This window comes from Roseospira visakhapatnamensis (genome assembly GCF_014197915.1).
GTDB lineage: Bacteria > Pseudomonadota > Alphaproteobacteria > Rhodospirillales > Rhodospirillaceae > Rhodospira > Rhodospira visakhapatnamensis.
Genome location: NZ_JACIGK010000010.1, coordinates 127171 through 153740, shown reverse-complemented (window position 1 = coordinate 153740; position 26570 = coordinate 127171). Strand labels below are relative to the sequence as shown.

Annotated in this window: 18 protein-coding genes; 14 read left to right on the top strand and 4 right to left on the bottom strand. The window is 70.7% G+C overall.

Going from position 1 to position 26570, the window contains the following annotated elements; genetic code table 11:
- Positions 1-644 precede the first annotated feature (644 nt).
- Positions 645-2324, top strand: a complete 1680-nt coding sequence (gene ettA, locus GGD89_RS08535; RefSeq protein WP_184044136.1) for an energy-dependent translational throttle protein EttA — start codon at positions 645-647, stop codon at positions 2322-2324.
- A 94-nt stretch (positions 2325-2418) separates the two neighbouring features.
- Entirely contained in the window at positions 2419-6021 is a 3603-nt protein-coding gene (locus GGD89_RS08530; RefSeq protein WP_184044134.1) for a PAS domain S-box protein, read from the top strand.
- Positions 6022-6064: 43 nt separating this feature from the next.
- Here GGD89_RS08530 and ctrA read toward each other — a convergent pair whose 3' ends face one another.
- Positions 6065-6796, bottom strand: a complete 732-nt coding sequence (gene ctrA, locus GGD89_RS08525) for a response regulator transcription factor CtrA (RefSeq protein WP_184044132.1) — start codon at positions 6794-6796, stop codon at positions 6065-6067.
- Between the two features lie 966 nt (positions 6797-7762).
- Here ctrA and GGD89_RS08520 point away from each other — a divergent pair.
- The 9 genes from GGD89_RS08520 (at position 7763) to GGD89_RS08480 (ending at position 18629) form a co-directional block, all read left to right on the top strand.
- Positions 7763-9652, top strand: coding sequence for an ABC transporter ATP-binding protein (locus GGD89_RS08520; RefSeq protein ID WP_184044130.1), 1890 nt, complete (start codon positions 7763-7765; stop codon positions 9650-9652).
- Between the two features lie 139 nt (positions 9653-9791).
- Positions 9792-10694, top strand: a complete 903-nt coding sequence (locus tag GGD89_RS08515; RefSeq protein ID WP_184044128.1) for an S-methyl-5'-thioadenosine phosphorylase — start codon at positions 9792-9794, stop codon at positions 10692-10694.
- Between the two features lie 366 nt (positions 10695-11060).
- Complete coding sequence (gene pdhA / locus GGD89_RS08510; protein WP_184044126.1) at positions 11061-12080, top strand: pyruvate dehydrogenase (acetyl-transferring) E1 component subunit alpha; 1020 nt, start codon at positions 11061-11063, stop codon at positions 12078-12080.
- A 19-nt stretch (positions 12081-12099) separates the two neighbouring features.
- Complete coding sequence (locus GGD89_RS08505) at positions 12100-13527, top strand: pyruvate dehydrogenase complex E1 component subunit beta (RefSeq protein WP_184044124.1); 1428 nt, start codon at positions 12100-12102, stop codon at positions 13525-13527.
- A 15-nt stretch (positions 13528-13542) separates the two neighbouring features.
- Complete coding sequence (locus GGD89_RS08500) at positions 13543-14487, top strand: 2-oxo acid dehydrogenase subunit E2 (protein WP_184044122.1); 945 nt, start codon at positions 13543-13545, stop codon at positions 14485-14487.
- A gap of 186 nt (positions 14488-14673) precedes the next feature.
- Positions 14674-16077, top strand: coding sequence for a dihydrolipoyl dehydrogenase (gene lpdA, locus GGD89_RS08495; RefSeq protein ID WP_184044120.1), 1404 nt, complete (start codon positions 14674-14676; stop codon positions 16075-16077).
- Between the two features lie 18 nt (positions 16078-16095).
- On the top strand, positions 16096-17136 hold the full coding sequence (gene lipA, locus GGD89_RS08490) for a lipoyl synthase (RefSeq protein WP_184044118.1): 1041 nt from the start codon (positions 16096-16098) through the stop codon (positions 17134-17136).
- A gap of 56 nt (positions 17137-17192) precedes the next feature.
- Positions 17193-17708 carry a type II toxin-antitoxin system RatA family toxin gene (locus tag GGD89_RS08485; protein WP_184044116.1) on the top strand — a complete coding sequence of 172 codons (516 nt, stop codon included), beginning with the start codon at positions 17193-17195 and terminating at the stop codon, positions 17706-17708.
- Between the two features lie 123 nt (positions 17709-17831).
- A complete protein-coding gene (locus GGD89_RS08480) occupies positions 17832-18629 on the top strand; it encodes a hypothetical protein (protein WP_184044114.1) in 798 nt (265 codons plus the stop codon).
- 185 nt (positions 18630-18814) lie between these two features.
- Here GGD89_RS08480 and GGD89_RS08475 read toward each other — a convergent pair whose 3' ends face one another.
- Positions 18815-19459 (bottom strand): SOS response-associated peptidase, encoded by a 645-nt coding sequence (locus GGD89_RS08475; protein WP_281396691.1) that lies wholly within the window; start codon positions 19457-19459, stop codon positions 18815-18817.
- A gap of 99 nt (positions 19460-19558) precedes the next feature.
- On the opposite strand from GGD89_RS08475, the gene GGD89_RS08470 reads away from it, so the two are divergent.
- Together GGD89_RS08470 and GGD89_RS08465 are read left to right on the top strand one after the other, a co-directional pair.
- On the top strand, positions 19559-20362 hold the full coding sequence (locus GGD89_RS08470; protein ID WP_184044110.1) for an SDR family NAD(P)-dependent oxidoreductase: 804 nt from the start codon (positions 19559-19561) through the stop codon (positions 20360-20362).
- 231 nt (positions 20363-20593) lie between these two features.
- The gene (locus GGD89_RS08465) at positions 20594-20740 is read left to right on the top strand and encodes a DUF3096 domain-containing protein (protein WP_184044108.1); all 147 of its coding nucleotides are present in this window, start codon (positions 20594-20596) and stop codon (positions 20738-20740) included.
- 395 nt (positions 20741-21135) lie between these two features.
- Here GGD89_RS08465 and GGD89_RS08460 read toward each other — a convergent pair whose 3' ends face one another.
- Positions 21136-22431 (bottom strand): citrate synthase, encoded by a 1296-nt coding sequence (locus GGD89_RS08460; protein WP_184044106.1) that lies wholly within the window; start codon positions 22429-22431, stop codon positions 21136-21138.
- 240 nt (positions 22432-22671) lie between these two features.
- Positions 22672-24069 carry a glutamate--tRNA ligase gene (gene gltX / locus GGD89_RS08455; RefSeq protein WP_184044104.1) on the bottom strand — a complete coding sequence of 466 codons (1398 nt, stop codon included), beginning with the start codon at positions 24067-24069 and terminating at the stop codon, positions 22672-22674.
- A 214-nt stretch (positions 24070-24283) separates the two neighbouring features.
- On the opposite strand from gltX, the gene GGD89_RS08450 reads away from it, so the two are divergent.
- Positions 24284-26512 (top strand): ComEC/Rec2 family competence protein, encoded by a 2229-nt coding sequence (locus tag GGD89_RS08450; RefSeq protein ID WP_184044102.1) that lies wholly within the window; start codon positions 24284-24286, stop codon positions 26510-26512.
- The last annotated feature ends 58 nt before the right edge of the window (positions 26513-26570 follow it).

Here is a 26570-nt window from a genome sequence, read left to right as displayed (position 1 = left end):
TGAAGTGCGCCATGTCATCGTCCGGCACCCACTCCCGAAGGTCCGGCGGCAACAAAAGCGCTTGTGTGCGATCGTCCGAGATGAAGTTCGCCATCACCCGTTCCCGATGACCTGAAACCCGCTCCGATTCTATCCGAGACCGCCCAAATCCGACAGACTGCTAGGGGCGGGGAGAGGAGGGCGGAGCGGTTACGAACCCGTCATCACCGTCCTACGGGGCCCTGTGTGCCCGAGCACGAGCGCACGGCGCCGCGACATGCCGGCACAGGGGCGCGCACGGAGGGGGGCGCTTGACTTCGGGGTCGTCACGAACTCCAGGATCATCTATTGAATGCCATAGACTAACAGATTTTCTCGCGCCCGGGCAGCGCCTGTGGTGGTACGACCGCACTATTCTTGCGCCAGGAGCGCGCGAAAAACGAGTGTATTCCGGTGCATGGCGTCCTCTGGTCACCCTCTCAGGGCCGTGCGCGCGCACCGGCCGGGCGGGCACGGCGGTTCGGGCGATCGCCCGGCGTCCGGCTCCGCCCATTGCTCCGGCTCGGGGGCCTGGGCTACAAGGTGCGCCCATATACACCAGGGGGATGTCCTGGCCCCCCGCCGTCGGGGCACCGTGCCCCGTCTGTCCCCCCTCGGAGGATCCCATGGCCGCCTATCAGTACATCTATGTCATGAAGAACGTCTCCAAGGTCTACCCCGGGGGGCGCGAGATCCTGAAAGGCCTGACGCTGTCGTTCCTGCCCGGCGCCAAGATCGGCGTGCTCGGCCCGAACGGCGCCGGCAAGTCCACGGTGCTGCGCATCATGGCCGGCGAGGACCATGACATCGGCGGCGAGGCGTTCGCCGCCGACGGCGTGCGCGTGGGATTCCTGGCCCAGGAGCCGCACCTGGACGAGTCCAAGGACGTGATGGGCAACGTCATGGAGGGGGTGGCCGAGGTGAAGGCGCTGATGGACCGCTTCGAGGCGGTCTCGGCCAAGTTCGGCGAGGTCACCGACGACGACGAGATGAACGCCCTGATCGCCGAGCAGGCCGAGCTTCAGGAAAAGATCGACGCCGCCGATGGCTGGGACCTGGAGCGCCACGTGGAGATCGCCATGGACGCCCTGCGCTGTCCGCCGGGCGAGGCCGATGTCTCCAATCTGTCCGGCGGGGAGAAGCGCCGGGTGGCCCTGTGCCGCCTGTTGCTGTCCAAGCCCGACATGCTGCTGCTGGACGAGCCCACCAACCACCTAGACGCCGAATCGGTGGCCTGGCTGCAACGCCACCTGGAGGAGTTCCCGGGCACCGTGGTGGCCGTCACCCACGACCGCTACTTCCTGGACAACGTGACCGGCTGGATCCTGGAGGTGGACCGGGGGCGCGGCATCCCCTACGAGGGCAACTACTCCACCTACCTGGAGCAGAAGGCCAAACGCCTCGCGCAGGAGGCCCGCGAGGAGAAGTCCCGCCAGCGGGCCATCAACCAGGAGCTGGAGTGGATCCGCTCCTCCCCCAAGGCCCGCCAGTCCAAGAGCAAGGCCCGTATCACCGCCTTCGACGAGTTGGTCAGCCGCGCCGCCGATCGCGGGCCGGACCAGTTGTCGATCACCATCCCGCCGGGCGATCGCCTGGGCGGCAAGGTGATCGAGGCCGAGGGCCTGACCAAGGGCTTCGGCGACCGCTTGCTGGTGGAGGATCTGAACTTCCGCCTGCCGCCGGGCGGCATCGTCGGCGTCATCGGCCCCAACGGCGCCGGCAAGACCACCCTGTTCCGCATGATCACCGGGCAGGACACACCCGACTCCGGCACGCTGACCGTCGGCGAGACCGTCAGCCTGGGCTACGTGGACCAGAGCCGCGACAGCCTGGACGCGTCCAAGACCGTCTGGCAGGAGATCTCCGACGGCCTGGACGAGGTGGACCTGGGCAAGCGCAAGATACCGTCCCGCGCCTATGTGGGCCAGTTCAACTTCAAGGGGCCGGACCAGCAGAAGAAGGTGGGGCAACTGTCCGGCGGCGAGCGCAACCGCGTGCACCTGGCGAAGATGCTCAAGAGTCACGCCAACGTGCTGCTGCTCGACGAGCCCACCAACGACCTGGACGTGGAAACCCTGCGGGCGCTGGAGGAGGCGTTGCTGGAATTTCCCGGCTGCGCCGTGATCATCTCGCATGATCGCTATTTCCTGGACCGCCTGGCCACCCACATCCTGGCCTTCGAGGGCGACAGCCACGTCGAGTGGTTCGAGGGCAATTTCGAGAGCTACCTTGAGGACAAGAAGCGTCGCCTGGGCGCCGATGCCGCCGAACCGCACCGCATCAAGTACAAGCCACTCGCGCGATGACCGGCCCGTCCGCGTCGCCGCGCTGAAAGGATGCGCGGCGGGGCGGCTTGATTTATGATCGATCCCGGAACGAGGCGCGGCGAGGAGCTGGCCGATGACGGGGGCGACGGGCGGGCGGGCGGCGACGGACTCGGCGGGCGTCGGCCCGGCCGGGCCTGCGGGCGAGGCCGCGGTCGGGGACGTCCTGGATCCGGGCGTGGCGGTGCAGTTGCTCGACCACCTGGGTGACGCGGTGCTCGTGCACGATCGCCAGGGGCGTCTGGTCGCCGTCAACGAGGCCGCCTGCGAAACCCTGGGCCATGACCGGGCAAGCCTGTTGCGCCTGGGCGTTGGGGACATCGAGACCACCGCCGCCGCCGCCGAGGTCGCCGCCCTGTGCGACCGCGCGCGCGGCGCGACGCGGCCCCTCGCCCATGTCGGCGTCTACCGCCATCGCGACGGGAGCCTGGTGCCCGTCGACATGCGCACCACCCACATGGCGCGCGACGGCGAGGACCTGTTCGTCACCGTGGCCCGCGACGTCAGCGACCGGCACCGGGCCGAGGCGGTGCGGCGCGAGGGCGAGGAGCGCTTGCGCGCGGTGATCGAGCACAGCCCCTTCGGCGTGGCGGTGATCGGGCCGGACGGGCGCCCGGTGCTGGTCAACCGCCGGCTGGCGGCCTTGCTGGGCCGCGACCACGCCGACCTGGGCACCCTGGACTTCGCCACGCTGTACACCGATCCCGAGGACCTCACGCGGCTGCGGGAACTGTTCGCCGTGCGCGGCGCGGTGCGCGAGCGCGAGGTGCGCTTGCGGGTGCGCGATGCGCGCGAGGGCGAGACCAACCGCTGGTTCCTGGTGTCCTGGCAGGCGACGAAGGTGGAGGAGCGCCCGGCCGTCGTCGGATGGTACCAGGACATCCATCACCGCCATCAGGCCAGCGCGGAGATGGATGACCTGCACGCCGAGTTGCAGTTCCGCATCGAGGAGCGCACCCGCGACCTGGGGGTGGAGATCACCGAGCGGCGCTATGCCGAGGCGGCGCTCAAGGAGGCCAACCAGTTCCTGGAACAGAAGGTGGAGGAGCGCACCAAGGGCCTGCGCCGCGAGGTCGAGCAGCGCCGGCGCGCCGAGGCGGCGCGCGAGCGGACGGAAATGGAGCTTCTGGAGATCATCGAGGGGGCGCCCATGGCCGTCGGCATCGCCGACATGGAGGGCCGCTTCCTGTTCTGGAATCCGCTGTTCTACCGTCTCGGGCGCCAGCAGCAGGAGGCCGGCGGCAAGATCAGCTTCGGCCTGGAGTTCAAGGACCCCGACCTGCTGCCGGCCCTGCGCGCGCGCCTGGTGGCCGGCGAGCCGGTGGAGAATGTCGAGGCGCCCTTGCTGGTGGGCGCCGGTGACCCGCACTGGGTGATGCTGTCCATGCGCCGGCTGACCTTCGAGGGGCAGGCCGCCCTGCTGACGTGGGTCTACGACGTCACCGACATGAAGCAGCAGGCCGAGGCCCTGGACGAGGCCCGCCAGGCCGCCGAGCAGAGCGCGCGGGCCAAGTCGGCCTTCCTGGCGGCCATGAGCCACGAAATCCGCACGCCGATGAACGGCGTCATCACCATGGTCGACCTGCTGGGCCAGACCGCCCTGGACCCGGGTCAGCGCCACATGCTGGACGTGGCCACGGACTCCGCCCACGCGCTGCTGACCATCATCGACGAGGTGCTCGACTTCTCGAAGATCGAGGCCGGGCGCGTGACCCTGGAGACCGTCGACCTGTCGCTGTCGCAGGTGATCGAGGGCGTCTCGGACCTGTTGGCCCCGCGCGCCGAAAAGAAGGGGCTGGATGTGCTGTACCAGGGGGCGCCGGACCTTCCCGACCATGTGGCGGGGGACGTCAGCCGCTTGCGTCAGGTGCTGGTCAATCTTCTGGGCAATGCCATCAAGTTCACCGAGTCCGGGCATGTCATCTTGGCCCTGTCGCGCACGGACCCGGAGCCGGAGCCGGAGACCGACCCCGCCGGCCCGCCCGGCGCCGAGGATCCGGTGTGGGTTCGGTGCGCGGTGACGGATACCGGTATCGGCCTGTCGGACGCGCAGATCGGCCACCTGTTCACCCCGTTCTCGCAGGCCGACGGCACCACCCAGCGGCGGTTCGGGGGGACCGGCCTGGGGTTGTCCATCTGCCGCTCCCTGGTGGAGATGATGGGGGGGCGCATCGGCGTCGACAGCACCCCCGGCGAGGGATCGGTCTTCTGGTTCGAGGTGCCGCTGGCCCGGCGTCCCGAGCGGCGCGACCGGACGCCGCCGCCGCTGACCGGCGCGCGCATCCTGGTGGCCGGTGACGGCGCGGTGGCGCGCGCGCATCTGACCGAGATTCTCACCTGGGCCGGGGCCACGGTGATCCCGGCGGCGGACGGGGACGCGGTCAAGGCGGCCATGATGCATGCGCTGGTGGCGGAAACGCCCCTGGACGCGGTGATCCTCGGCCGCCATATCGACCACGGTCCGGGGATGCGGCTGGTGGACGATGTCCGCCGCATCGGCGGGTCGCGTCCGCCGCGCGTCCTGGTCCTGGTGCCGCGCGGCAATGCCGAGACCAGCCGCGCCGCCGAGCGGGCCGAGGTCGCCGCCGTCATCGGCTGGCCGGTGCATCGCTGGGAAACCGCCCTGGCCGTCTCGGTCGCGTTGGGGCGGACGCCGCCGGACGCGTTCTCGCCCTGGGCGCGCCGGCAGTCGGACCGGCGCCGGTCGGTGGTCGGCCACTACCTGGCCCCGGATCGGGCCGAGGCCGAACAGGCGGGCTGCGTGGTGCTGGTCGCCGAGGACAACGCCACCAACCAGACCGTGATTCGCATGCTGCTGGACCGCCTGGGGCTGGTGGCGGATCTGGCCGGGGACGGGGTCGAGGCGCTCGACCTGTACCACCGGCGGCGCTACGGCCTGGTGCTGACCGACTGCCACATGCCGGACATGGACGGCTACGGCCTGACCGAGCGGATTCGGGCGCTGGAGGCCGGCGGCGGCACGCGCGTGCCGATCGTCGCCCTGACCGCCGACGCCATCGCCGGCACCGCGCGCCTGTGCCTGGACCGGGGCATGGACGACTACCTGACCAAGCCCGTGGCCATCGCCGATCTGGAGGCGGCCGTGGCCCGCTGGCTGCCCCAGGCGATGACGGCGCGGCGGGTCCGGCCGCCGGGGGCGATCGTCGGGTCGGGGCCGGTCACGCCGAGCGGGGACGCCCCGGTGCCGGCCGTCGATCCCGAGCCTCCGGTGTCGGCGGTGTCCGGGGCCGTTCTCGGGCCGGTCCCGTGGGCGGCGCCGAAGGGACCTGTCGAGGACGACGCGTCGGTCACCCCGGCGGGCGGCCACGATGACGGCGGGGCCACCATCCCGCCGGTGCTGGACACCACCTACATGCGGGAGCTGGTGGGCGACGACGCGGCCCTGTTGCACGGTCTGCTGGAGCAGTTCCTGGAGACCACGGATGCCGACCTCGTGGGTCTGAACACCCTGCTGGACGAGGGCCGGGCCGAGGACGCCCGCAAGCTCGCCCACGGCATCGCCGGGGCGGCGCGGTCGGCCGGGGCGATGCGTCTGGCGGCGCTGGTCGGGGAGATCGAGACGGCGCTGCTGGTCGACGACGTGGCCGCCGCGCGCCGGGTCCAGGGGGCTCTGCGGCCCAGTTTCGACGCCGTGGCGGCGGCCGCGCGACCGCGCTGACGGCCATACCGGACGGGCCGCGCCGACGATGGGCGACCGGGGTTCAGGCCACGGCCGTCTTCTCGCGGACGGCGTCGTCCTTGGCGGCGGCCTCGTGCTCGCTGGGATCGCACAGGCGATAGCCTCGCCCCCAGACCGTTTCCACATAGGTCTCGTCGCCGGTGGCCCGGGCGATCTTCTTGCGCAGTTTGCAGATGAAGACGTCGATGATCTTCAGTTCGGGTTCGTCCAGGCCGCCGTACAGGTGGTTGAGGAACTGTTCCTTGGTCAAGGTGCTGCCGCGCCGCATGGCCAGCAACTCCAGGATCCCGTACTCCTTGCCGGTCAGGCGCAGCGGCTGGTCGTCCACCAGGGCGGTCCGGCTTTCCAGGTTGACCGCCAGGCGGCCGACGGAGACCACGGGCTGGGCGTGGCCCTTGGCGCGGCGCACGATGGCCTGGATACGGGCCACCAGCTCGTCGCGGTCGAAGGGTTTGGTCAGATAATCGTCGGCGCCGATGCCCAGGCCCTTGACCTTGCGCGACGATTCGTCGATTCCGGACAGGATCAGCACCGGTGTCACGATCCGCGCCGCCCGCAGGCCGCGAATCACGTCCAGGCCGTCCATGTCCGGCAGCATCAGATCCAGCAGCACGAGGTCGTAATCGTACAGCTTGGCCATTTCCAGACCGTCCTCGCCAAGGTCGGTGGTGTCGGCCACCCAGCCCTCGCGGCGCAGCAGGTAGGCCAATCCCTCGGCGGTGGCGGCGTCGTCCTCGATCACAAGAACCCGCATGGCATGTGTCCCAGTGGTGGGCTCGATGGGTGTCCCTCGGCCGCCGCGTGCTCAATCGTGACGAGCGCGGGGGCGGGGTGCGGGGACGGCGGCTTCACGGTGAGGATTGGTCGGTCCAATATCCCTCACGTTTTAACGATTTCTTAACCTTCGTTAAAATCTATCATGACCGTCATGAATGGTCAATGTCGAGTCGCGCCGCCCCAGCGTTCAAGACGCAGGTGGGCGGCCGGAGCGGACATGTCGGCCGAACGCGCCGGCACCGCCGGACGGGGCGACACGGCTCCGCACGGGGCCGGCGACGCGGCTCCTGTCGGGCGATCCTGACGTGACCGATGATGTCCGGGAGGCCGGACCCCTGGCGCCGCGCGGGGCGGCCCTTGGGTTCTTCGACACGGCCCGTGTACGGCGTTACGCCGGCCTCGGATGACATGTTTTTTCGGGCGGACCGTATTTCAAGGATGAAGGTGCCGATTTCGACGAAGACTCTCAAAGGTTGGGCGCGGAACGGGGGGCGGCCGGCGCCGGGGAACCTGTTCTCGTGGGCGTCTGCGCGGGGACGTGGCCGATGCGCAACGCTGTCGGGGCAAAGGGCTCCGTCGATCGGGTGGGGGGTTGCCTCGCACCCGCCCCATGGCCAAAGTGTCCTCGTCGATGGGATCGCGCTCACCCGCGCCGCTCTTCATCCCATCCGTTGACCGCAGAGGAATCCAGTCCATGCCGCGCCAGATCGCCATCGTATTTCCGATGGCCAGGGCGTAACCGCCATTGGCGGCGCCCCGGCCCTTCTCCCAGGGATCGGACGTCGTCTCGGTTGGACTGACCCGCGCGTCTCCTCTCCACGGCGCCCCAAGGCGCTCCGAGTCCCTGGATTGATCGAGGACGATGCCCGCGCCCCGGCGCCGGGCCGCGTCTCCATGACCTTTCGACAGGGACGCCCGTCGCTCGGACGGGCGCGTTGGAGTGATGACCGCTCAGACTCAAAACCGTCGGGTGCTGACCTACTGGTGGCACCTGGCGAGACGAAGGCCCGCTCTGCTGGCGGGCCTGGCCGCCTTTACCCTGATTGCCACCGGCGCCGACGTGATCCTGCCGATCTGGAGCGGCCGCCTGGTCGATGCCATCGCCGGGGTCGGCATCGCCGACGGTGACCGCGCGGCCCAACTGGCCGCCGCCGCGGTGGCGATCGCTCTTCTGGTCGGCACCGACCTTGTCTTCACGCTGTCGCATTGGGGCATGGGACGCATCCTGGTGGCCTTCACCAGCGCCTCCATGCGGGACCTGGTGCTGCGGGGTTTCGACCACATCCAGGCGATGGACGCGGCCTGGCACGCCAACACCCATGCCGGGGCCACGGTGCGCAAGGTGACCCGGGGCAAGGATGCCTTCGACCATGTCACCGACGCCCTGGTCGTCGGTCTGGCGCCGGCCGTGCTGGTGCTGGTCGGGATGTCGCTCATGCTGGGCCTGCACTGGCCGGTGATGGGCGTGTACACGGCGGCGGCCACCACCATCCACCTGACCGCGAGCCTGCTGCTGGTGACTCTCTACAACGCGCCCGTGAACACCCGCGCGGCCGTCGAGGACAGCCGCCTCAGCGGCCACCTCGTGGACGCCGTCACCTGCAACAGCGTGGTCAAGGCGTTCGGGGCCGAGCGGCGCGAGGCCCGCCGGCTGGTCGGTCTGTCGCGGATCTGGCGCGGCTGCACGATCCGCTGCTGGAACCGCATGATCGATACCGGGACGGTTCAGATCGGCCTGATGATCCTGATGGAGGGGGGCGCGCTGGTCCTGGTGGTGACCCAGTGGTGGCAGGGCCGGGCGTCCGTCGGCGACGTGGTCCTGGTGCTGAACGCCTTCGCCATCATCTCCGCCTACATCCGCGAGATGGGCAGGCAGGTCCGCACCCTGCAACAGGCGCTCAACGACATGGAGGAGGTCGTCGACCTGGCCGCGCAGGTGCCCGCCGTGCGCGACCGGCCCGGCGCGCCCGCCCTGGCGGTGTCCTCCGGGACGGTGCTGTTCGAGGGGGTCACCTTCGCCCATGGCGGCGCCGAGGACCGGTTGCCGGTGTTCGAGGGCCTGTCGGTGACCATCCGCGCCGGCGAGCGGGTGGCGCTGGTCGGTCCCTCCGGCGCCGGCAAGAGCACCTTCGTCAAGCTGTTGCAGCGGCTGCACGACCTGGATCGGGGCCGCATCCGCGTCGACGGCCGGGACATCGCGACCGTCACGCAGGGCAGCCTGCGCGCGGCCATCGCCCTGGTGCCTCAGGACCCGGTGCTGTTCCACCGCTCCATCCTGGAGAACATCCGCTATGCGCGTCCCGGGGCGTCCCGCGCGGATGTGGCGATGGCGGCGGAGCGGGCGCACGCGACGGACTTCATCGCCCGGCTGCCGAACGGCCTCGACACCGTGGTGGGCGAGCGCGGCGTCAAGCTGTCGGGCGGCGAGCGCCAGCGCGTGGCCATCGCCCGGGCGGTGCTGGCCGATGCGCCCATCCTGGTGCTGGACGAGGCCACGGCGGCCCTGGATTCCGTGTCGGAGCGCGAGATCCAGGCGGCGTTGGAGACGGTGACCCGGGGGCGGACCAGCATCATCGTCGCGCACCGGTTGTCCACCGTCCGGCAGGCCGACCGTATCCTGGTGTTCGATCGCGGCCGGATCGTCGAGCAGGGCCGCCATGTGGATCTGGTGGCGCGGCCGGATGGCGTGTACCGGCGGTTGTTCGAGACCCAGGCCCTGGGGCTGGTGGACTCCGAGGCCGAACCCGGGGCCGAACCCGGGGCCGAACCCGGGGCCGACTCCGATGCCGGCTCCGGAGCCGCCGACGCCGCGCCGGCCGGCTCGCCGGCATGATCGGAGGGGACGGGCGGGACCCGGTTCCACCCGCCCCCCGAGCCCCGAAATCTCCTTGTGTGTGGTGTCTCATCTCTTAGGATGCCCCCTTCGTTGAGACGGGCAGGACCCACCAAACCTTGCGGGGAGCATCCAGACCATGGCGCATCAGCACGGTTCGCCGGTGATCGGCGTGATCGGCGGCTCGGGCATCTACGACATTCCCGGCCTGACCAACACCCGATGGGAGACGGTCCATTCGCCCTTCGGCGAGCCGTCGGACAAGCTGATGTTCGGCGAACTGGGCGGCCAGGCCATGGTGTTCCTGCCGCGCCATGGGCGCGGCCACCGCATCCCGCCGTCCGAACTGAATTTCCGCGCCAACATCGATGCCCTGAAGCGCGCCGGGGTGACCGAGATCCTGTCGGTCTCCGCCGTGGGCTCGCTGAGGGAGGATCTGCCGCCGGGCACCTTCGTGCTCGTCGATCAGTTCATCGACCGCTCCGTCGCCCGCGCCAAGAGCTTCTTCGGGACCGGCCTGGTGGCGCATGTCTCGCTGGCCCATCCCACCTGCGGACGCCTGCGGGCGGCGGTGGCCGAGGCCTGCGCCGAACTGGACATTCCCCACCAGGTGGGGGGGACCTACCTGGTGATGGAAGGGCCGCAGTTCTCGACGCTGGCCGAGAGCAATCTGTACCGCACGTGGGGCTGCGACGTGATCGGCATGACCAACATGCCGGAGGCCGGTTTGGCCCGCGAGGCGGAGATGTGCTACGCGTCCGTGGCCATGGTCACCGATTACGACTGCTGGCATCCCGATCACGACAACGTGACCGTGGAGGCCGTCGTCAAGGTGCTGCTGGAGAACGCCGACAAGGGGCGGTCCCTGGTCAAGGCAACGGTGCCCCGGCTGGCCGATCGGGCCGGGCCCTGCGAGAAGGGCTGCCAGACGGCGCTGGACTTCGCGCTGATCACTCACCCCGATGCCCGCGACCGCACCCTGGCCAGTCAGTTGGACGCCGTCGCCGGCCGGGTGATGCAGCCGCCGCCCGATCCCGCGTGACGCCCGCCGACGTCCGCCGAGGCCCGATGCCCGCGACCCCCCGGTCGCGGGCTTTTTTTACGCCATTCGGATCGCCCCACGCACCCGTCTCCTGGCGAGCGCGACCATAGATCGTGTTCGCCGGTGAATTCGCAGGTCCGATCAGCACCTTAACCACTTTTCGGTTAATTTGCTTTTGTGCATTGCAGGACAAGGACTTAGGGGTATATTCCCCTTGAAACGCTTGATGTATCGGCTAAGTCTGGATCGAAACGTCGTCGTCCCTGCCGGGGAGGACACGCCGCCGAGCCACCCGCCCGGCGCGGCGGTCACGCCCGCGCCTCCTGGGGGGTCCAGGCCATCACACACACACGGGGAGGATCGATCATGGCCGCCACCCGTCGCGCGCGCGCCGCGTCATCCGGGTCGAAGGGGGCGCCGTCCCTGGACGCCGACCAGCTGGAGCAGCTCTACCGCGACATGCTGCTGATCCGCCGCTTCGAGGAGAAGGCCGGGCAACTCTACGGCATGGGTCTGATCGGTGGCTTCTGTCACCTGTACATCGGCCAGGAAGCGGTGGTCGTCGGCCTGCATGCCCTGGCTCGGCCCGGCGACTCGATCATCACCAGCTACCGCGATCACGGCCACATGCTGGCCACCGGCATGGACCCCAAGGGGGTGATGGCCGAACTGACGGGTCGCATCGGCGGGTACTCGCGGGGCAAGGGCGGCTCCATGCACATGTTCAGCCGCGAGGTCGGGTTCTACGGCGGTCACGGCATCGTCGGCGCCCAGGTGCCGCTGGGCACCGGCTTGGCCTTCGCCCACAAGTACCACGAGGACGGCGGCCTGTGCTTCACCTACCTGGGGGACGGCGCGGTCAACCAGGGCCAGGTCTATGAGAGCTTCAACATGGCCGCCCTGTGGGGGCTGCCGGTGCTCTATGTGATCGAGAACAATAAGTACGGCATGGGCACCTCGGTGGAGCGCGCCTCGGCCCCCGGTGACCTGAGCCAGCGGGGCGCCGCCTACGGCATCCCCGGCAAGGCCATCAACGGCATGAACGTCCTGGACGTCATCGAGGGCTGCGCCGAGGCCGTGGAGCACGTGCGCGCCGGCAAGGGGCCCTACCTGCTGGACGTGAAGACCTACCGCTATCGCGGGCACTCCATGTCGGATCCCGCCAAGTATCGCACCAAGGAAGAGGTGGCGCGCATGCGCGCCGAAAGCGACCCCATCGACCAGTTGAAGCAGCGGCTGCTGACCGACGGGGTGTTCGACGAAGCGCGGCTGAAGGACATCGACCGCGACGTCAAGGCGGTGGTCGGCGAGGCCGCCGAGTTCGCCCAGCACAGCCCCGAGCCCGATCCGGCCGAGCTGTGGACCGATGTTCTGGTAGAGGCTTGAGGCCGGGAGACAGCGCACCATGCCCACACCGATTTTGATGCCCGCCCTTTCGCCCACCATGGAGGAGGGCACCCTCGCCCGGTGGCTGAAAAAAGAGGGCGACGCGGTGGAGGCCGGCGATGTCCTGGCCGAGATCGAGACCGACAAGGCCACCATGGAATATGAGGCCGTGGACGAGGGCCGGCTGGGGAAGATCCTGGTCTCGGACGGCACCGAGGGGGTCAAGGTCAACCAGGCCATCGCCATCCTGCTGACCGAGGGCGAGGACGATAGCGCCCTGGACGCGGCGGTTCAGGCCGCCCAGTCGGGCGAGTCCGCTGGCGCGTCGGGCGTCATCCCCGCACCCGGCGACGCGCCCACGGGACAGTCCCCGCCCCCTCAGGCGGCCACCCCGCCGCCGGCCGCCGCCGCGCCGGAGCCGGACGCGCCCGAGGATGACGAGCCCGTCTACGACAAGACCAGGCGCCAGTCGGTGCGCGAGGCCCTGCGCGACGCCATGGCCGAGGAGATGCGCCGCGACGAGGCCGTGTTCCTGATGGGTGAGGAGGTCGCCCAGTACGAGGGGGCCTACAAGGTCTCGCAAGGCTTGCTGGCCGAGTTCGGCGACAAGCGGGTGGTGGACACGCCGATCACCGAGATGGGCTTCGCCGGCCTGGGCGTGGGTGCCGCCTTCGGCGGCCTGCGGCCGATCGTCGAGTTCATGACCTTCAACTTCTCCATGCAGGCCATCGACCACGTCATCAACTCCGCCGCCAAGACCCTGTACATGGCCGGGGGCAAGATGGGTTGTCCCATCGTCTTCCGGGGTCCCAACGGGGCCGCCGCCCGGGTGGGCGCCCAGCACAGCCAGTGCTACGCCTCGTGGTATGCCCATGTGCCCGGCCTGAAGGTGGTCGCGCCCTGGTCGGCGGCCGACGCCAAGGGCCTGCTCAAGGCCGCCATCCGCGACCCCAACCCGGTGGTGGTGCTGGAAAACGAGATCCTCTACGGCCAGACCTTCGACGTGCCGGAGGCGGAGGACTTCGTGCTGCCCATCGGCAAGGCCAAGGTGGAACGCAAGGGCGACGGAGTCACCATCGTCGCCTTCTCGCGCATGGTCGGCGTCGCCCTGGAGGCCGCCAAGACCCTGAGCGCCGAGGGCATCGAGGCCGAGGTCATCAACCTGCGCAGCCTGCGGCCGCTCGACACCGCCACCATCCTGCGCTCGGTGCGCAAGACCAACCGCCTCGTCACCGTCGAGGAAGGCTGGCCCGTCGCCGGTATCGGCGCCGAGATCGGCCAGGTCGTCATGGAACAGGCGTTCGACTGGCTGGATGCCCCGGTGACCCGTGTCACCGGCGCCGACGTGCCCATGCCCTATGCCGCGAACCTGGAGGCCCTGGCCCTGCCCACCGCCGACAGGGTGGCCGAGGCGGCGCGCGCGGTCTGCTACCGGTCCCAGGCGTAACGGGAGGCCATCACCATGGACACCACACCCACCGCCGCCGGCCGGATCTTCGCGAGTCCCCTGGCCCGCCGGCTGGCCCGGGACGCCGGGATCGATCTCGCGGCCCTGACCGGGTCCGGACCGCGCGGCCGCGTCGTCAAGGCCGACGTGGAGCGCGCCCGGGCCGAGGGCGTGCCCGCGCCCGCGTCCGCCGCGCCGTCCCCGGACGCCGCCGCGCCCGCCCCGGCGCCATCGCCGGCCGCCGCCGGCAAGACCGGGCTGCAACCCTGGCAGACCTTCACCGAGCAGCCCAACAGCCAGATGCGCAAGATCATCGGTCGCCGCCTGACCGAGGCCAAGCAGACCGTGCCGCACTTCTACCTGACCATCGACTGCGACCTGGACGCGCTGCTGGACCTGCGCAAGCAACTGAATGCAAAGGCCGCGGAGGGAACGTTCAAGCTCTCGGTCAACGACATGCTCATCAAGGCCGCGGCCGCCGCGCTCCGCAAGGTGCCGGCGGCCAACGCGGTGTGGACCGACGAGGCCATTTTGCTGCTGGACACGGTGGACATCTCGGTCGCCGTGGCCACCGACCGGGGCCTGATCACCCCCATCGTCCGCGACGCGGACACCAAGGGCCTGGCCACCATCGCCACGGATGTGAAGGACCTCGCCACCCGCGCCCGCGACGGCAAGCTGAAGCCCGAGGAGTTCCAGGGCGGCGGTTTCTCCATCTCCAACCTGGGCATGTACGGCATCCGCGAGTTCGCGGCCATCATCAACCCGCCGCAAAGCTGCATCCTGGCGGTCGGCCAGGGCGAACAGCGCCCCGTGGTCAAGGACGGTACGCTGACCATCGCCACCATGATGACCTGCACCCTGTCGGTGGATCATCGCTCGGTGGATGGCGCCGTCGGCGCCGAGTTCCTGGCGGCCTTCAAGGCCATCGTGGAAGATCCGCTGACGCTGCTTTTGTGAGTGACTTCGCCCCGGGCCCCTTTGGGGCCGGGGCTCCGGCGCCGCGCGCCGCCGACGCGGTCGCGTCGGCCATCGGCCGTTCGACAACAGCGTCCGGCGGCCGGGGTCTGCCTCTCAACCCAGGAGCCGCAAGGACCGGCGCCGCAGGCTCCGGTCGGCTCGCACGCCCCCAACGGGAGACCTGCCGTGAGCGAGACGTCCTTTGACCTGATCGTCGTGGGCGGCGGCCCCGGCGGCTACGTGGCGGCCATCCGCGCCGCGCAACTGGGCCTGCGCGCCGCCGTGGTGGAACGCGCGCACCTGGGCGGCATCTGCCTCAACTGGGGCTGTATCCCCACCAAGGCGCTGTTGCGCTCGGCCGAGGTCTATCGCCAGATGACCCACGCCGACGCCTACGGCCTGACCGCGTCCAACGTGGGGATCGACCTGCCCAAGGTGGTGGCTCGTTCGCGCGCCGTGGCCAAACAGTTGTCCGGCGGCGTGGCGCACCTGCTGAAGAAGAACAAGGTCGCGGTGATCGACGGCCACGGTCGCCTGGACGGCCCCGGCCGCCTGATCGTCGAGAAGGACGGCGCCCACGGGGTGCTTCTGACGGCGCCTCATATCATCCTGGCCACCGGCGCCCGCGCCCGCGTCTTGCCGGGCCTGGAACCGGACGGCCGGCGCGTGTGGACCTACAAGGAGGCCATGGTTCCCGAGACCCTGCCCAAGTCCCTGCTGGTGGTGGGGTCCGGCGCCATCGGCATCGAGTTCGCGAGCTTCTTCCACACCCTGGGCACGGAAACCACGGTGGTGGAAGTCCTGGATCGCGTGCTGCCCGTGGAGGACGCCGAGATCTCCGCCCTGGCCCGCAAGCAGTTCGAGAAGCAGGGTCTGCGCATCCACACCGGCACCACGGTGACGGCCATGGACAGCCGGGACGACGGCGTGACCTGCACCCTCAAGGGACCGGACGGCAAGACCAGGGAGATCACCGTGGACCGCGTCATCCTGGCCGTGGGCATCACCGGCAACGTGGAGGACATCGGCCTGGAGACCACCAAGGCCCAGGTGGACCGGGGCCACGTGGTGATCAACGACTGGTGCGAGACCGCCGAGCCCGGGATCCACGCCATCGGCGATCTGGCCGGGCCGCCCTGGCTGGCGCACAAGGCCAGCCACGAGGGCGTGCTGTGCGTCGAGAAAATCGCCGGGGTGGAGGGCCTGCACCCCCTGGACCCGCGCCGCATTCCCGGCTGCACCTACTGCCACCCGCAGATCGCCAGCGTCGGCCTGAGCGAGGACAAGGCCAAGGCGCGGGGCTACAGCGTCCGCGTGGGCCGCTTCCCGTTTCTGGGCAACGGCAAGGCCATCGCCCTGGGCGAGCCCGAGGGCCTGGTCAAGACCGTGTTCGACGACAAGACCGGGGAACTGCTGGGCGCCCACATGATCGGCGCCGAGGTCACCGAATTGATTCAGGGCTACGCCACCGCCATGACCCTGGAGACCACCGAGGCCGACCTGATGCACACCGTGTTCCCGCATCCCACGCTGTCGGAGATGATGCACGAGTCCGTTCTTGACGCCTTCGGTCGCGCCATCCATTTCTAAGGGATGGATGACATCGGCATGACAGCCCCAGCGGGTGCGGCGCCCCCGGACTCCGAGACAACGACCGAGACGCCGGCCGAAGGGCTGACGCCGGAGGGACCCGCGACCGACACCCCGCGTCCCCGTCACCCCGAGAAGGCGCGCCGGCCCGATCAGCCGTCGCCGCGCAAGCCGCACTGGATTCGCGTCAAGGCGCCCACCTCGCGGGAGGCCGCCGACGTGCGCCGGCTGATGCGCGACAAAAAGCTGGCCACGGTGTGCGAGGAAGCGGCCTGCCCGAACATCGGCGAATGTTGGCACCGCCGCCATGCCTCGTTCATGATCCTGGGCGAGATCTGTACCCGGGCCTGTGCCTTCTGCAATGTGCGCACCGGCAAGCCCGACGGCGTGGACACGGGCGAACCCGAGCGTCTGGCGGAGTCGGTCGCCGCCATGGGCCTGCGTCACGTCGTCATCACCTCGGTGGACCGGGACGATCTGCCCGATGGCGGCGCGGGTCAGTTCGCGCGCTGCATCGCCGCCATCCGCGCGGGCGGCACCGGCACCACGGTGGAGGTGCTGACCCCCGACTTCCGCGACAAGCCGGCCGCGCTGGAGACGGTCTTGGACACGCCCCCGGACGTGTTCAACCACAACCTGGAGACCGTGCCCCGGCTGTACCCGTCGATCCGTCCCGGCGCGCGCTACTTCACCAGCCTGCGCCTGTTGCAGCGGTCCAAGGAGTTGCGCCCCGAAGTGTTCACCAAGTCGGGCCTGATGGTCGGCCTGGGGGAGACCCGGGAGGAGATTCTCCAGGTCATGGACGACCTGCGCGCCGCCGACGTTGACTTCCTGACCATCGGACAGTACCTGCAACCGACGCGCAAGCATGCCGCCGTGGACCGATTCGTTCCGCCCGAGGCGTTCGAGGACATGGCGCGCATTGCCCGCGCCAAGGGATTCCTGCTGGTGTCGGCGTCGCCGCTGACCCGATCGTCGCACCATGCCGACCGGGACTTCGCGGCGCTTCGCGCGGCGCGCCTGGCCCAGGCCGGCGTGCCGCCGATCCCGTCTCCCTGATTCGCCCGCCCGCCCCATCACGCGGCCGCCCTCCGCGCAAAGGACCATCCGAGACAATGCCCACCCATGCCGAGAAGCGTTATCTGCCGTATCGTCCCGACCAGCTCTTCGATCTGGTCGCGGATGTGGAGAAGTATCCTCAGTTCCTGCCGTGGTGCCTGGCGTCGCGCATCAAGAAACGCGAGGGCAACGTGTTCTTCGCGGACCTGGTCATCGGCTTCAAGATGGTGCGGGAGCGCTTTACGTCGCGCGTCCAGTTGACCAGCGGCAAGCGCATCGACGTCTCCTACACCGACGGTCCATTTCGCTATCTCAACAATCACTGGATTTTCGAACCGGCCGACGACGGCAATACCGTCATCGACTTCTTCGTGGATTTCGAGTTCAAATCGCCGCTGCTTCAGCGCATCATGGGCGCGCTGTTCAATGAAGCCGTGCGCCGCATGGTGGCCGCGTTCGAGCGCCGGGCCGAGTTCCTGTACGGAGGGCGGTGTCCGGACGGGGATGCGAGTACCGCGGCCGTGGGGGCCGCGCCCCACGCGCCGTCACGGCCACGCCCGAACACGACCTGAGACTCGAGACGACCTGAGGCCCGACCCCGCCTGAGGTCGGTCTCCCGGGAGGACGCCATGATCGCAGGGCCGACGCCGTCAAAGCCCCGGCCGCGCCGGATCGGGCCGGGCTGGACGCGGGCCATGACCCCGGCGTGGGGCCTGGTGCTGGCGATGGGGGTGGGGGCGGTTCTCCCCGCGCCGCCGGCGGCGGCCCAGTCGACCCCGATGACGTCGGTCATGGCCGATGACGACGGGGCGGTCCCCGACGACACCCCGGCCGAGGTCATCACCGTCAGCGAGGTCGAGGCGCTCGCCTGCGCCGCCAAGCTGGAGCCCATGGTCGCCACCTACCAGGAGCCGACCGAGTCCATGTATCTTCAGCGCGTCGGCGACGGCGTGTTGCAGGTGTGGGCGCCCCGCGAGGCCGGCCCGAGCGCGCCGTTCCGGCCCTGGTGCGTGACCTCGGTCAAGGCCATCGCCGGCATGACCTTCCTCAACCCGGCCAACCGCGCGGTGGTGATGGAGGTGCTGGCCGCGTCCAGCACCGCGCCGCCGCCACGGCGCGAGGGACCGCCGGACGCGGGGCCCCCGCCGACCGTGATCGTGGAGCAGGAGGTTGAGGACGACGAGGACGCGGCGTCCCTGCCGGCCGCCTTCCAGCGCCTGCCCCCCCTGGGTGGGCGGTCGGCCGCCGAGGTCGGCGTGCCGGTGCCGGCGGTGCTGCTGTCGTCCTGGTCCCCGCCGGAGCCGCTCGCGGCGCTGATCTCGGTCTGCGGCGACGAGGGCGGCCAGGTGACCGCCGTCTACGATCGCCTCACCGCGGCCCTGATGCGCACCGAATGCCGTCACGCCGATGGCACGGCCACCCCCCTGGAGCCGTTGAGCGACCGGCTGGGCGCGCCCGCCCCGGCCTCGGCCGATGTCGCCCGGGAGCGCTGATACCAACGGTCATTGAGAATGACCGTTGCAGTCCGTGGCCGGCCCACTCCCCCACCCGGCCACCCACAGCAGTATACTTGGGGTGGCCGGGTGGGGGAGTGGGCCGGTGCCGCTCGGCGGATGAGTCATACTCATCCGCCGCTGGTATGAGACCGCCGGCACCCCCGCGTTGATCCATGCCCCCGTCAGGCGCCCTTGGCGGGGGGAGGGCCGGGCGCCGGGGGCGGCGTGATGGACAGGGCGCCTCCCCACCCCGCCAGCACCGGACGAACCGCCGCGAAGGGCCGTGCCGGGTCCAGCCAGTCCGCTTCGGTTTCCGGGTCCAGCAGCACCGGCATGCGAGGATGCACGGCGGCCATCTGCTTGTGGGCGGGGCGCGTGATGATGACGAAGCGGTCGGTCGCCGGATCCACCAGACCGGCCATCGCCAGCAGGGCGCCGTCCGCCCGGGCGATGCGATGACGCCGCCGGATCCGCCGGGCCGTCCCTCCGGTCGCCGGGCCGGCGGGATCGTCCGACCACTCGAAGAAGGCGGTCGCCGGCACCAGGCATCGGTTGCCCACCAGGCCCTGGAAGGTGGGCGTCTCGGCCAGTGTCTCGGCGCGGGCGTTGATCAGCGGCCGGTTGCTCCACGCCGCCACCAAGCCCCAGGCCAAGGCGACCGGCACCCGGCGCGGCCCGATCACCGGCACCCGGTCGGTGGGCCGCACCTCGTCGAGGGGCAGACGCGCGAGCCCGGTCCAGTCCGGACAGGAGGCCGGCGAGGGACCGAGGCCGAAGCGCGCCAGCATCGGTTCGGTCGACACATTCAGTTCGAAACGCGCGCACATGGCGACTAGAATGAGCGCCCCGCCGGGACCCCGCAAGGCATCCGGTCCCAGGATGCCGCCCCGGCGTCCCGTCGCGTTCCGTTCAGAGGATCCACGTCCATGACCGACCCCCACGACCCCCTGGCCGAACCCAAGGCCGGTGCGGCCGACACCGACTCCGAGTCCAAGCGCGCCAGCCGCACGGTGGTCATCACCGGCGCCAGCCAGGGCATCGGCCACGCCATCGCCGCGCGCTTCATGTCCGAGGGCTGGCGGGTCGTCACCTGCGCGCGCCGCGACGTGCCGGCGCACTGCCGGCGTGATCCGCTGTGGACGCACCATTTCGTGGCCGACCTGGGGGTCGCCGACAGCCTGGACGCGTTCGCCGCCGAGGCGGTGGAGGCGCTGGGCGATGAGCCGCTGCATGCCCTCATCAACAACGCCGGGGTCTCGCCCAAGACGCCCTACAAGGAGCGGCTGGGCATCCTCAACGGGTCCATCGATGCCTGGCACGACGTGTTCGAACTGAACTTTTTCGCGCCCCTGCGCCTGGCCCGGGCGTTCAGCCGCAAGCTGTCGCGCGGCAAGGGCACGGTGATCAACATCACCTCCATCGCCGGGCACTACGTGCATCCCTTCGCGGGGTCGGCCTACTCCATCTCCAAGGCGGCGCTGTCGGGGTTGACCCGCGAGATGGCGGCGGAGTTCGCTCAGCTCGGCGTGCGCGTCAACGCCGTCGCCCCCGGCGAGATCGCCACCGAGATGATCAGTGAGGAATACGAGGCCCTGATCCCGCGCATTCCGCTCGATCGCATGGGCTCGGTGGGCGACGTGGCCGGCGTGGTGTTCCGCCTGTGCGACGATGACTTCAGCTACGTGACCGGGACCGAGGTGTTCGTGGACGGCGGCCAGCGGCTGCTGTAGCCGGGCCTGACCTGTCGCCGGACGGGTGCGGGGCGCGGGCCGGTGCCGGTATGAGACCTGCTGAGTCACCAGAGAAATGGTGCGGATCGCCGGAAAAACGCGGCATACTGTGCCGGGATCCGACCAGGACAACGGTCGGTCGGATCCCATCCGGTCCTCCGGACAGACGCCCGCCGACAGACGAGCGGGGGTCCGCGCGCCCGGTGTTCCTTCGCTCAGGAGATCGCTTCAATGACCATTACGCTGACCAGCCTTGAGCCCATCCTGGCCATCGTCGCCGGCATCGCCATTCTGGTCGTGCCCCGGCTCCTGAATTACATCGTCGCCATTTACCTGATCATCGCGGGCCTGCTGGGGCTCGGCATTCTCAACGTGTGAGACCAACGGTCGTTGACCATGCCCCGTGCCGCTCGGCGGATGAGTCACGCTCATCCGCCGATGGTCTGATCCGGTTTCGTCCGCGGCCGCCGCCTCGGCGACCTTGCGCGCCTGGTCCTCGGCCCGGATCCGGTCCAGCTTGGCCTTGTCCCACAGGATGAAGCCGATCAGCCCGCCGAAGAACAGGCCCAGGTCCAGGAACGCGTACTGGGTTCCGGTCATGGCACCCTCCTTGCCCGGATCGACCCGCGAAATCAGGCGTCGGGGCCGCGTCGCCCTCGGGACCGCCAGCGCCGGACGACATGCCGCGCCCGTCGCACCCGGCGGGGCGTGCCGGTCCCCGCGAGGACGGACGGTGGGGGATGCGGGCGGCATCCCCCGTCTGGATCCGGGCTCTACCGCTTGTCCATCGGCACGAAGTCGCGATGGTCCTTGCCCCGGAACAACTGGCGCGGGCGGCCGATCTTCTGGACCGGGTCGGTGATCATCTCGTTCCACTGGGCCACCCACCCGGTGGTGCGGGCGAGGGCAAAGATGGCCGTGAACATGGAGACGGGAATCCCCATCGCCTTGAAGATGATCCCCGAATAGAAGTCGACGTTCGGGTACAGCTTCTTTTCGATGAAGTATTCATCTTCCAGGGCGATGCGTTCCAGCTCCATCGCCACGTCGAGCAGCGGGTCCTTGACCCCCAGTTCTTCCAGGACCTCATGGCACGTCCGGGCCATGATCTTGGCGCGTGGGTCATAGTTCTTGTAGACCCGGTGACCGAAGCCCATCAGCCGGAACGGGTCGTCCTTGTCCTTGGCCCGCTTCACGTACTCGGGCACCCGGTCCAGCGTGCCGATCTGGGTGAGCATGGTCAGCACCGCCTCGTTGGCGCCGCCGTGCGCCGGTCCCCACAACGACGCGATCCCGGCCGCCACGCAGGCGAACGGATTGGCGCCGGAGGACCCTGTGAGCCGCACCGTGGAGGTGGAGGCGTTCTGCTCATGGTCGGCATGCAGGATAAGGATGCGATCCATGGCCTTGGAGAGCACCGGGCTGACGTGGTACGGCTCGCACGGTACCGCGAACATCATGTGCAGGAAGTCGCTGGCGTAGCGCAGGTCGTTGCGCGGGTACATCAACGGCTGGCCCATGGCGTACTTGTGGGCCCAGGCGGCGATGGTCGGCATCTTGGCGATCAGCCGGTGGGAGGCGATCATGCGGTGGTGCGCGTCGTCGATGTCGGTGCTGTCGTGATAGAAGGCCGCCAGGCCCCCGACCACGCCGCACATGACCGCCATGGGGTGGGCATCGCGGCGGAAGCCCTCGAAGAACTTATGGATCTGCTCGTGCACCATGGTGTGCAGGGTGATGGCGCGTTCGAAGCCCTCGAACTCGGTCCGGTTCGGCAGATCGCCGTTGAGCAGCAGATAGGCGACCTCCAGGAAGGAGCAGTTCTCCGCCAGGTCGGTGATGTTGTAGCCGCGATGGGTGAGCACCCCGGCGTCGCCGTCGATGTAGGTAATGGCGGATTCGCAGCTTCCGGTGGACGTGAACCCCGGATCGTAGGTGAACATGCCGGTCTCGGCATAGAACTTGCGGATGTCCACCACGCTGGGGCCGATGGCCCCGTCAAGGATGGGAAATTCGTAGGACGCCCCGTCACGGTTGTCAGTCACGGTGACCGTGTTCTTCCGCGTCATGTCGGTTCTTCCTTCCCTGGCATGGAGAGAGTCCACCGGGGGGACCCGCGCCCATGGCACGGCGCCCCATCCCGCGCTACCGGAGCGCCCTGCCCAAAAGAGCGGGTCGCCCCCCTCGTTCGCGCGGGTTTTAGAGCATTTCCAGCCCGCGCAATACCCTCTTTTTCTTACGGTCCGGGTCTTGTGATCCTGCCCTCGCGAGCGGGTCCGCCCCTGGGACACGCCCCGGCGAGGGATGCCTCACGCCACCGCGTCGGCCAGACGTGCCAGGGTCTCGGCGCGCCCGAGGATTTCCATCACCTCGAAAATCGGGGGCGATACGGTGGATCCGGTGACCGCCGCCCGTATGGGCTGCGCCACCTTGCCCAGCTTCAGGCCCTCGGCCTCGGCCAGCGCGCGGGCATCCTCTTCCAGGGCCGCGCGGGTCCACGGCTCGACCGTCCCCAACCGGTCCCGCAGCAGGCCCAGCACGGCGGCGCCCTCGCCCCTCACCTGCTTGCGCGCCTTGTCGTCCAGCGTCAGCGGCCTTGGTCGCACGTAGAACGCGGCGGACGCGGCCAGATCCACCAGCGTCTTGGCGCGGTCCTTGAGGCCCGGCATGCCGGTCAGCAGGCGGCGCAAGCCCTCGTCGTCCACAGGCCCGGCCTCGGTCTCCAGGCGCGCGGCGATCAGATCCACCAGTCGCGCGTCGTCGGCGTGGCGCAGATAGTGACCGTTCAGGCTGGTCAGCTTGGCGCTGTCGAAGCGCGCCGGCGCCCGCCCCACGCCGCCCAGATCAAACCACGCCCGCGCCTGCGCGTCGGTGATGATGTCATCATCGCCATGGCCCCACCCCAGGCGCAACAGATAGTTGCGCATGGCCTCGGGCAGAATGCCCATGTCCCGGTAGGCCTCGGTGCCCAGCGCCCCATGGCGCTTGGACAGCTTGGCGCCATCCGGCCCGTGGATCAGCGGAATATGCGCGAAGCGCGGGGGCGTCCAGCCCGCCGCGCCGTACACCTGTGTCTGGCGGAACGCGTTGGTGAGGTGGTCGTCGCCCCGTATCACGTCCGTCACCCCCATGTCGTGATCGTCGACCACCACGGAGAGCATGTACGTTGGTGTGCCATCGGAGCGTAACAGGATCATGTCGTCAAGCTGATCGTTGGCGACCGTGACGCGGCCCTGAACCCCGTCCTCGATGACCGTCTCGCCGTCGCGCGGGGCCTTCAGGCGCACCACGGGCCGGACGCCCTCGGGCGCCTCCGCCGGGTCGCGGTCGCGCCAGCGGCCGTCGTAGCGCATCGGGCGGCCGGCGGCCTTCTGGGCCTCGCGCATGGCCGTCAGTTCCTCTGGAGAGGCATAGCAGCGGTACGCCTTGCCCGCCGCCAGCAGGTCGTGGGCCACCTGAACGTGCCGCTCGGCGCGGGAAAACTGCATCACCGGCGCGTCGTCCCAGTCCAGGCCCAGCCACTCCAGGCCGGCGAAGATCGCGCGCACGGCGTCGGGGGTGGAACGCTGGCGGTCGGTATCCTCGATGCGCAGCAGGAAGCGCCCTCCGTGATGGCGGGCGAACAGCCAGTTGAACAGCGCCGTGCGGGCGCCGCCGATGTGCAGGTAGCCCGTGGGAGACGGCGCGAACCGGGTGACGACGGTCATGGGTCCTCTGAAGTCGGGATCGATGAAGCCCGGCATGGCGCGGGTGGCGGCCGGGGGGCGGGCGGCGTCCGGGGGATGGGCGCCACGAACGGGCGCGCGCGTTGCGGCCGGCCCGCGCGCCTCTGTACCATACCCCGTGCCCCCTGTGCAGCCCCCGGACGACCGGCGCGCGGCGGCCGGGAGGCCCACCGACGGGGGAGGGATGCCGAGCACCATGGCGGGGCGATCAGGCACGGACCCGGCGGCGCGCGCCGTCCCGCGATACCGCGCCCCCGCCGGGGCGGTGGTCGGTGCCGTCGCCATGGGACCGCGCGTGCTGGGGCGGGCCCTGGCGGCCACCCTGGCGGCGGAGCGGGCGCGCTGGCCGCTGTGGCTGCCGGTGGCGCTGGGTCTGGGCATCGCCGGCTATCTGGCGCTGCCGGTGGAGCCGCCCCGCTGGACCGGCGCGGCGTTGATGGCCGGGCTGGCGGTGCTGCTCCTGCTGGCGCGGCGCGCCGCCTGGATCACCGCCCTCCTGGTCGCCCTGACCGCCGCCGCCGTCGGCTTCGTGGTGGTGCAGGAGCGCGCGCGTGCCGTCGCCGCGCCGGTGCTGGCCGAGCGACTCGGTCCCGTCTCCGTGTCCGGCCGCGTGGTGCTGGTGGAGCCGCGCCCCGGCCGCGTCCGCGTGACCCTGGCCGACGTGGCCATGGCTCGCCTGGCACCGGCGGACACCCCGGCGCGGGTGCGTGTGACCCTGACCCGGGGCGCGCCGCCGCCGCCGGGGACGTGGATCACCACCCGCGCCATCCTGTCGCCGCCGCCCCGTCCGGCCGCCCCCGACGCCTTCCCGTTCCCGCGCCGCGCCTGGTTCGAGCGGCTGGGGGCGGTGGGGTTCGCGGTCGGTCCGTGGACACGGCCCGACCCGGCGCCGGCGCCGACCGTCTGGGCGCGGCTGGTGGCGGTGCGCGAGACCGCCCGCGTGACCGTCGCGGGGCGCCTGGGCGAGGGCCTGTCGGGGGCCGAGGGCGCCCTGGCCACGGCCCTCAGCACCGGCGACCGGGGCGCCGTGCCGGTGCCCGTCGTGCAGGCGTTTCGCGACGCCGGGCTGGCGCACCTGCTGGCCATTTCCGGGCTGCACATGTCGATGATCGCCGGCCTGCTGTTCGTCGGCGCCCGGAGCCTGCTGGCGCTCTGGCCGGCGGCGGCGTTGCGGCTCGACCTGAAGAAGCCCGCCGCCCTGGTGGCCCTGGCGGGCACGGCGGCCTACCTGATGCTGTCGGGCGCCAACGTGCCGGCGCAGCGGGCCTTCCTGATGACCGGCCTGGTGCTGGCGGCGGTGCTGCTGGAGCGCACGGCGATCTCGCCGCGCGTCGTGGCCTGGGCGGCGGCGGCGGTGCTGCTGATCCAGCCGCAGGCGCTGGCGGGGCCCAGTTTCCAGATGTCCTTCGCCGCCGTGCTGGCGCTGGTGGCCGCCTGGGATCTGGCCGCGCCGCGCCTGGCCGCCTGGCGCCGCGCCGGACCGGGCGGCGCCGACCGCTGGCTGGCCCGGGGGGTGGCGCTGTATCTGGGCGGAATCCTGCTCACCAGCGTGGTCGCCGGGCTGGCCACCCTGCCGTTCGCCGCCTTCCATTTCAACCGCGTGCCGGTCTGGGGCCTGGCCGCCAACATGCTGGCGGTGCCGATCATGGGGCTGTGGGTGATGCCCTGGTTGCTGGCCGTCCTCGCCCTGCTGCCCCTGGGCCTGGAGGGGCCGGCGCTGGTGCCGCTGGGCTGGGGCCTGGGCGCGATCCGCTGGGTGGCCGAGACGGTGGCCGGCTGGCCCGGGGCCAGCGCCTCGGTGCCGGCCGCGCCCACCTGGGGCCTGGCGGCGGTGGCCCTGGGCGGCCTGTGGCTGTGCCTGTGGCGGCGGTCCTGGCGGTTGCTGGGGATCGCCGGTCTGGTGCTGGGCCTGCTGAGCCCCTGGAGCCGGCCGCCGCCGGACCTGCTGGTCACCGACACGGGCCGGACGATGGCCGTGCGCGCGGGCGGCGGCGGTGGCCTGATCCTGTCGCCGGGGCGCGCCGATGGCTTCGCCCGGCGGCTGTGGCGAGACCGGTGGGGCGGGGCGAGCCCGGAGCCCTGGCCCGGGCCCGGGCAGGCGGCCGCCGACGGTGCCCTGCGCTGCGATCCGCTGGGCTGCGTGCTGCGCCGGGATGGGCGGGTGCTGGCCCTGGCCTGGACCCGCGCCGCCCTGGCCGAGGACTGCCCGCGCGCCGACGTGGTGGTGACGCCCTTGCCGACGGGCGGGGCCTGCGTCGGGCCGTCCACGGTGATCGACCGGCGGGCGCTGGCCCGCGACGGGTCGCACGCGCTGTGGCTGGACGACGGATCCGGCGGCGGGACCCGGGGGCGCCCGAGCGTGCGCACGGCCTCCGACGCCCTGGGTGACCGGCTCTGGTCGCCCCGGACGCCCGACGGTCCATGATGTGATCTCGGGGGGCCCGTGCGGGAGGGGGGCGTGTCGGGGGTTGTATCGGGGGCTG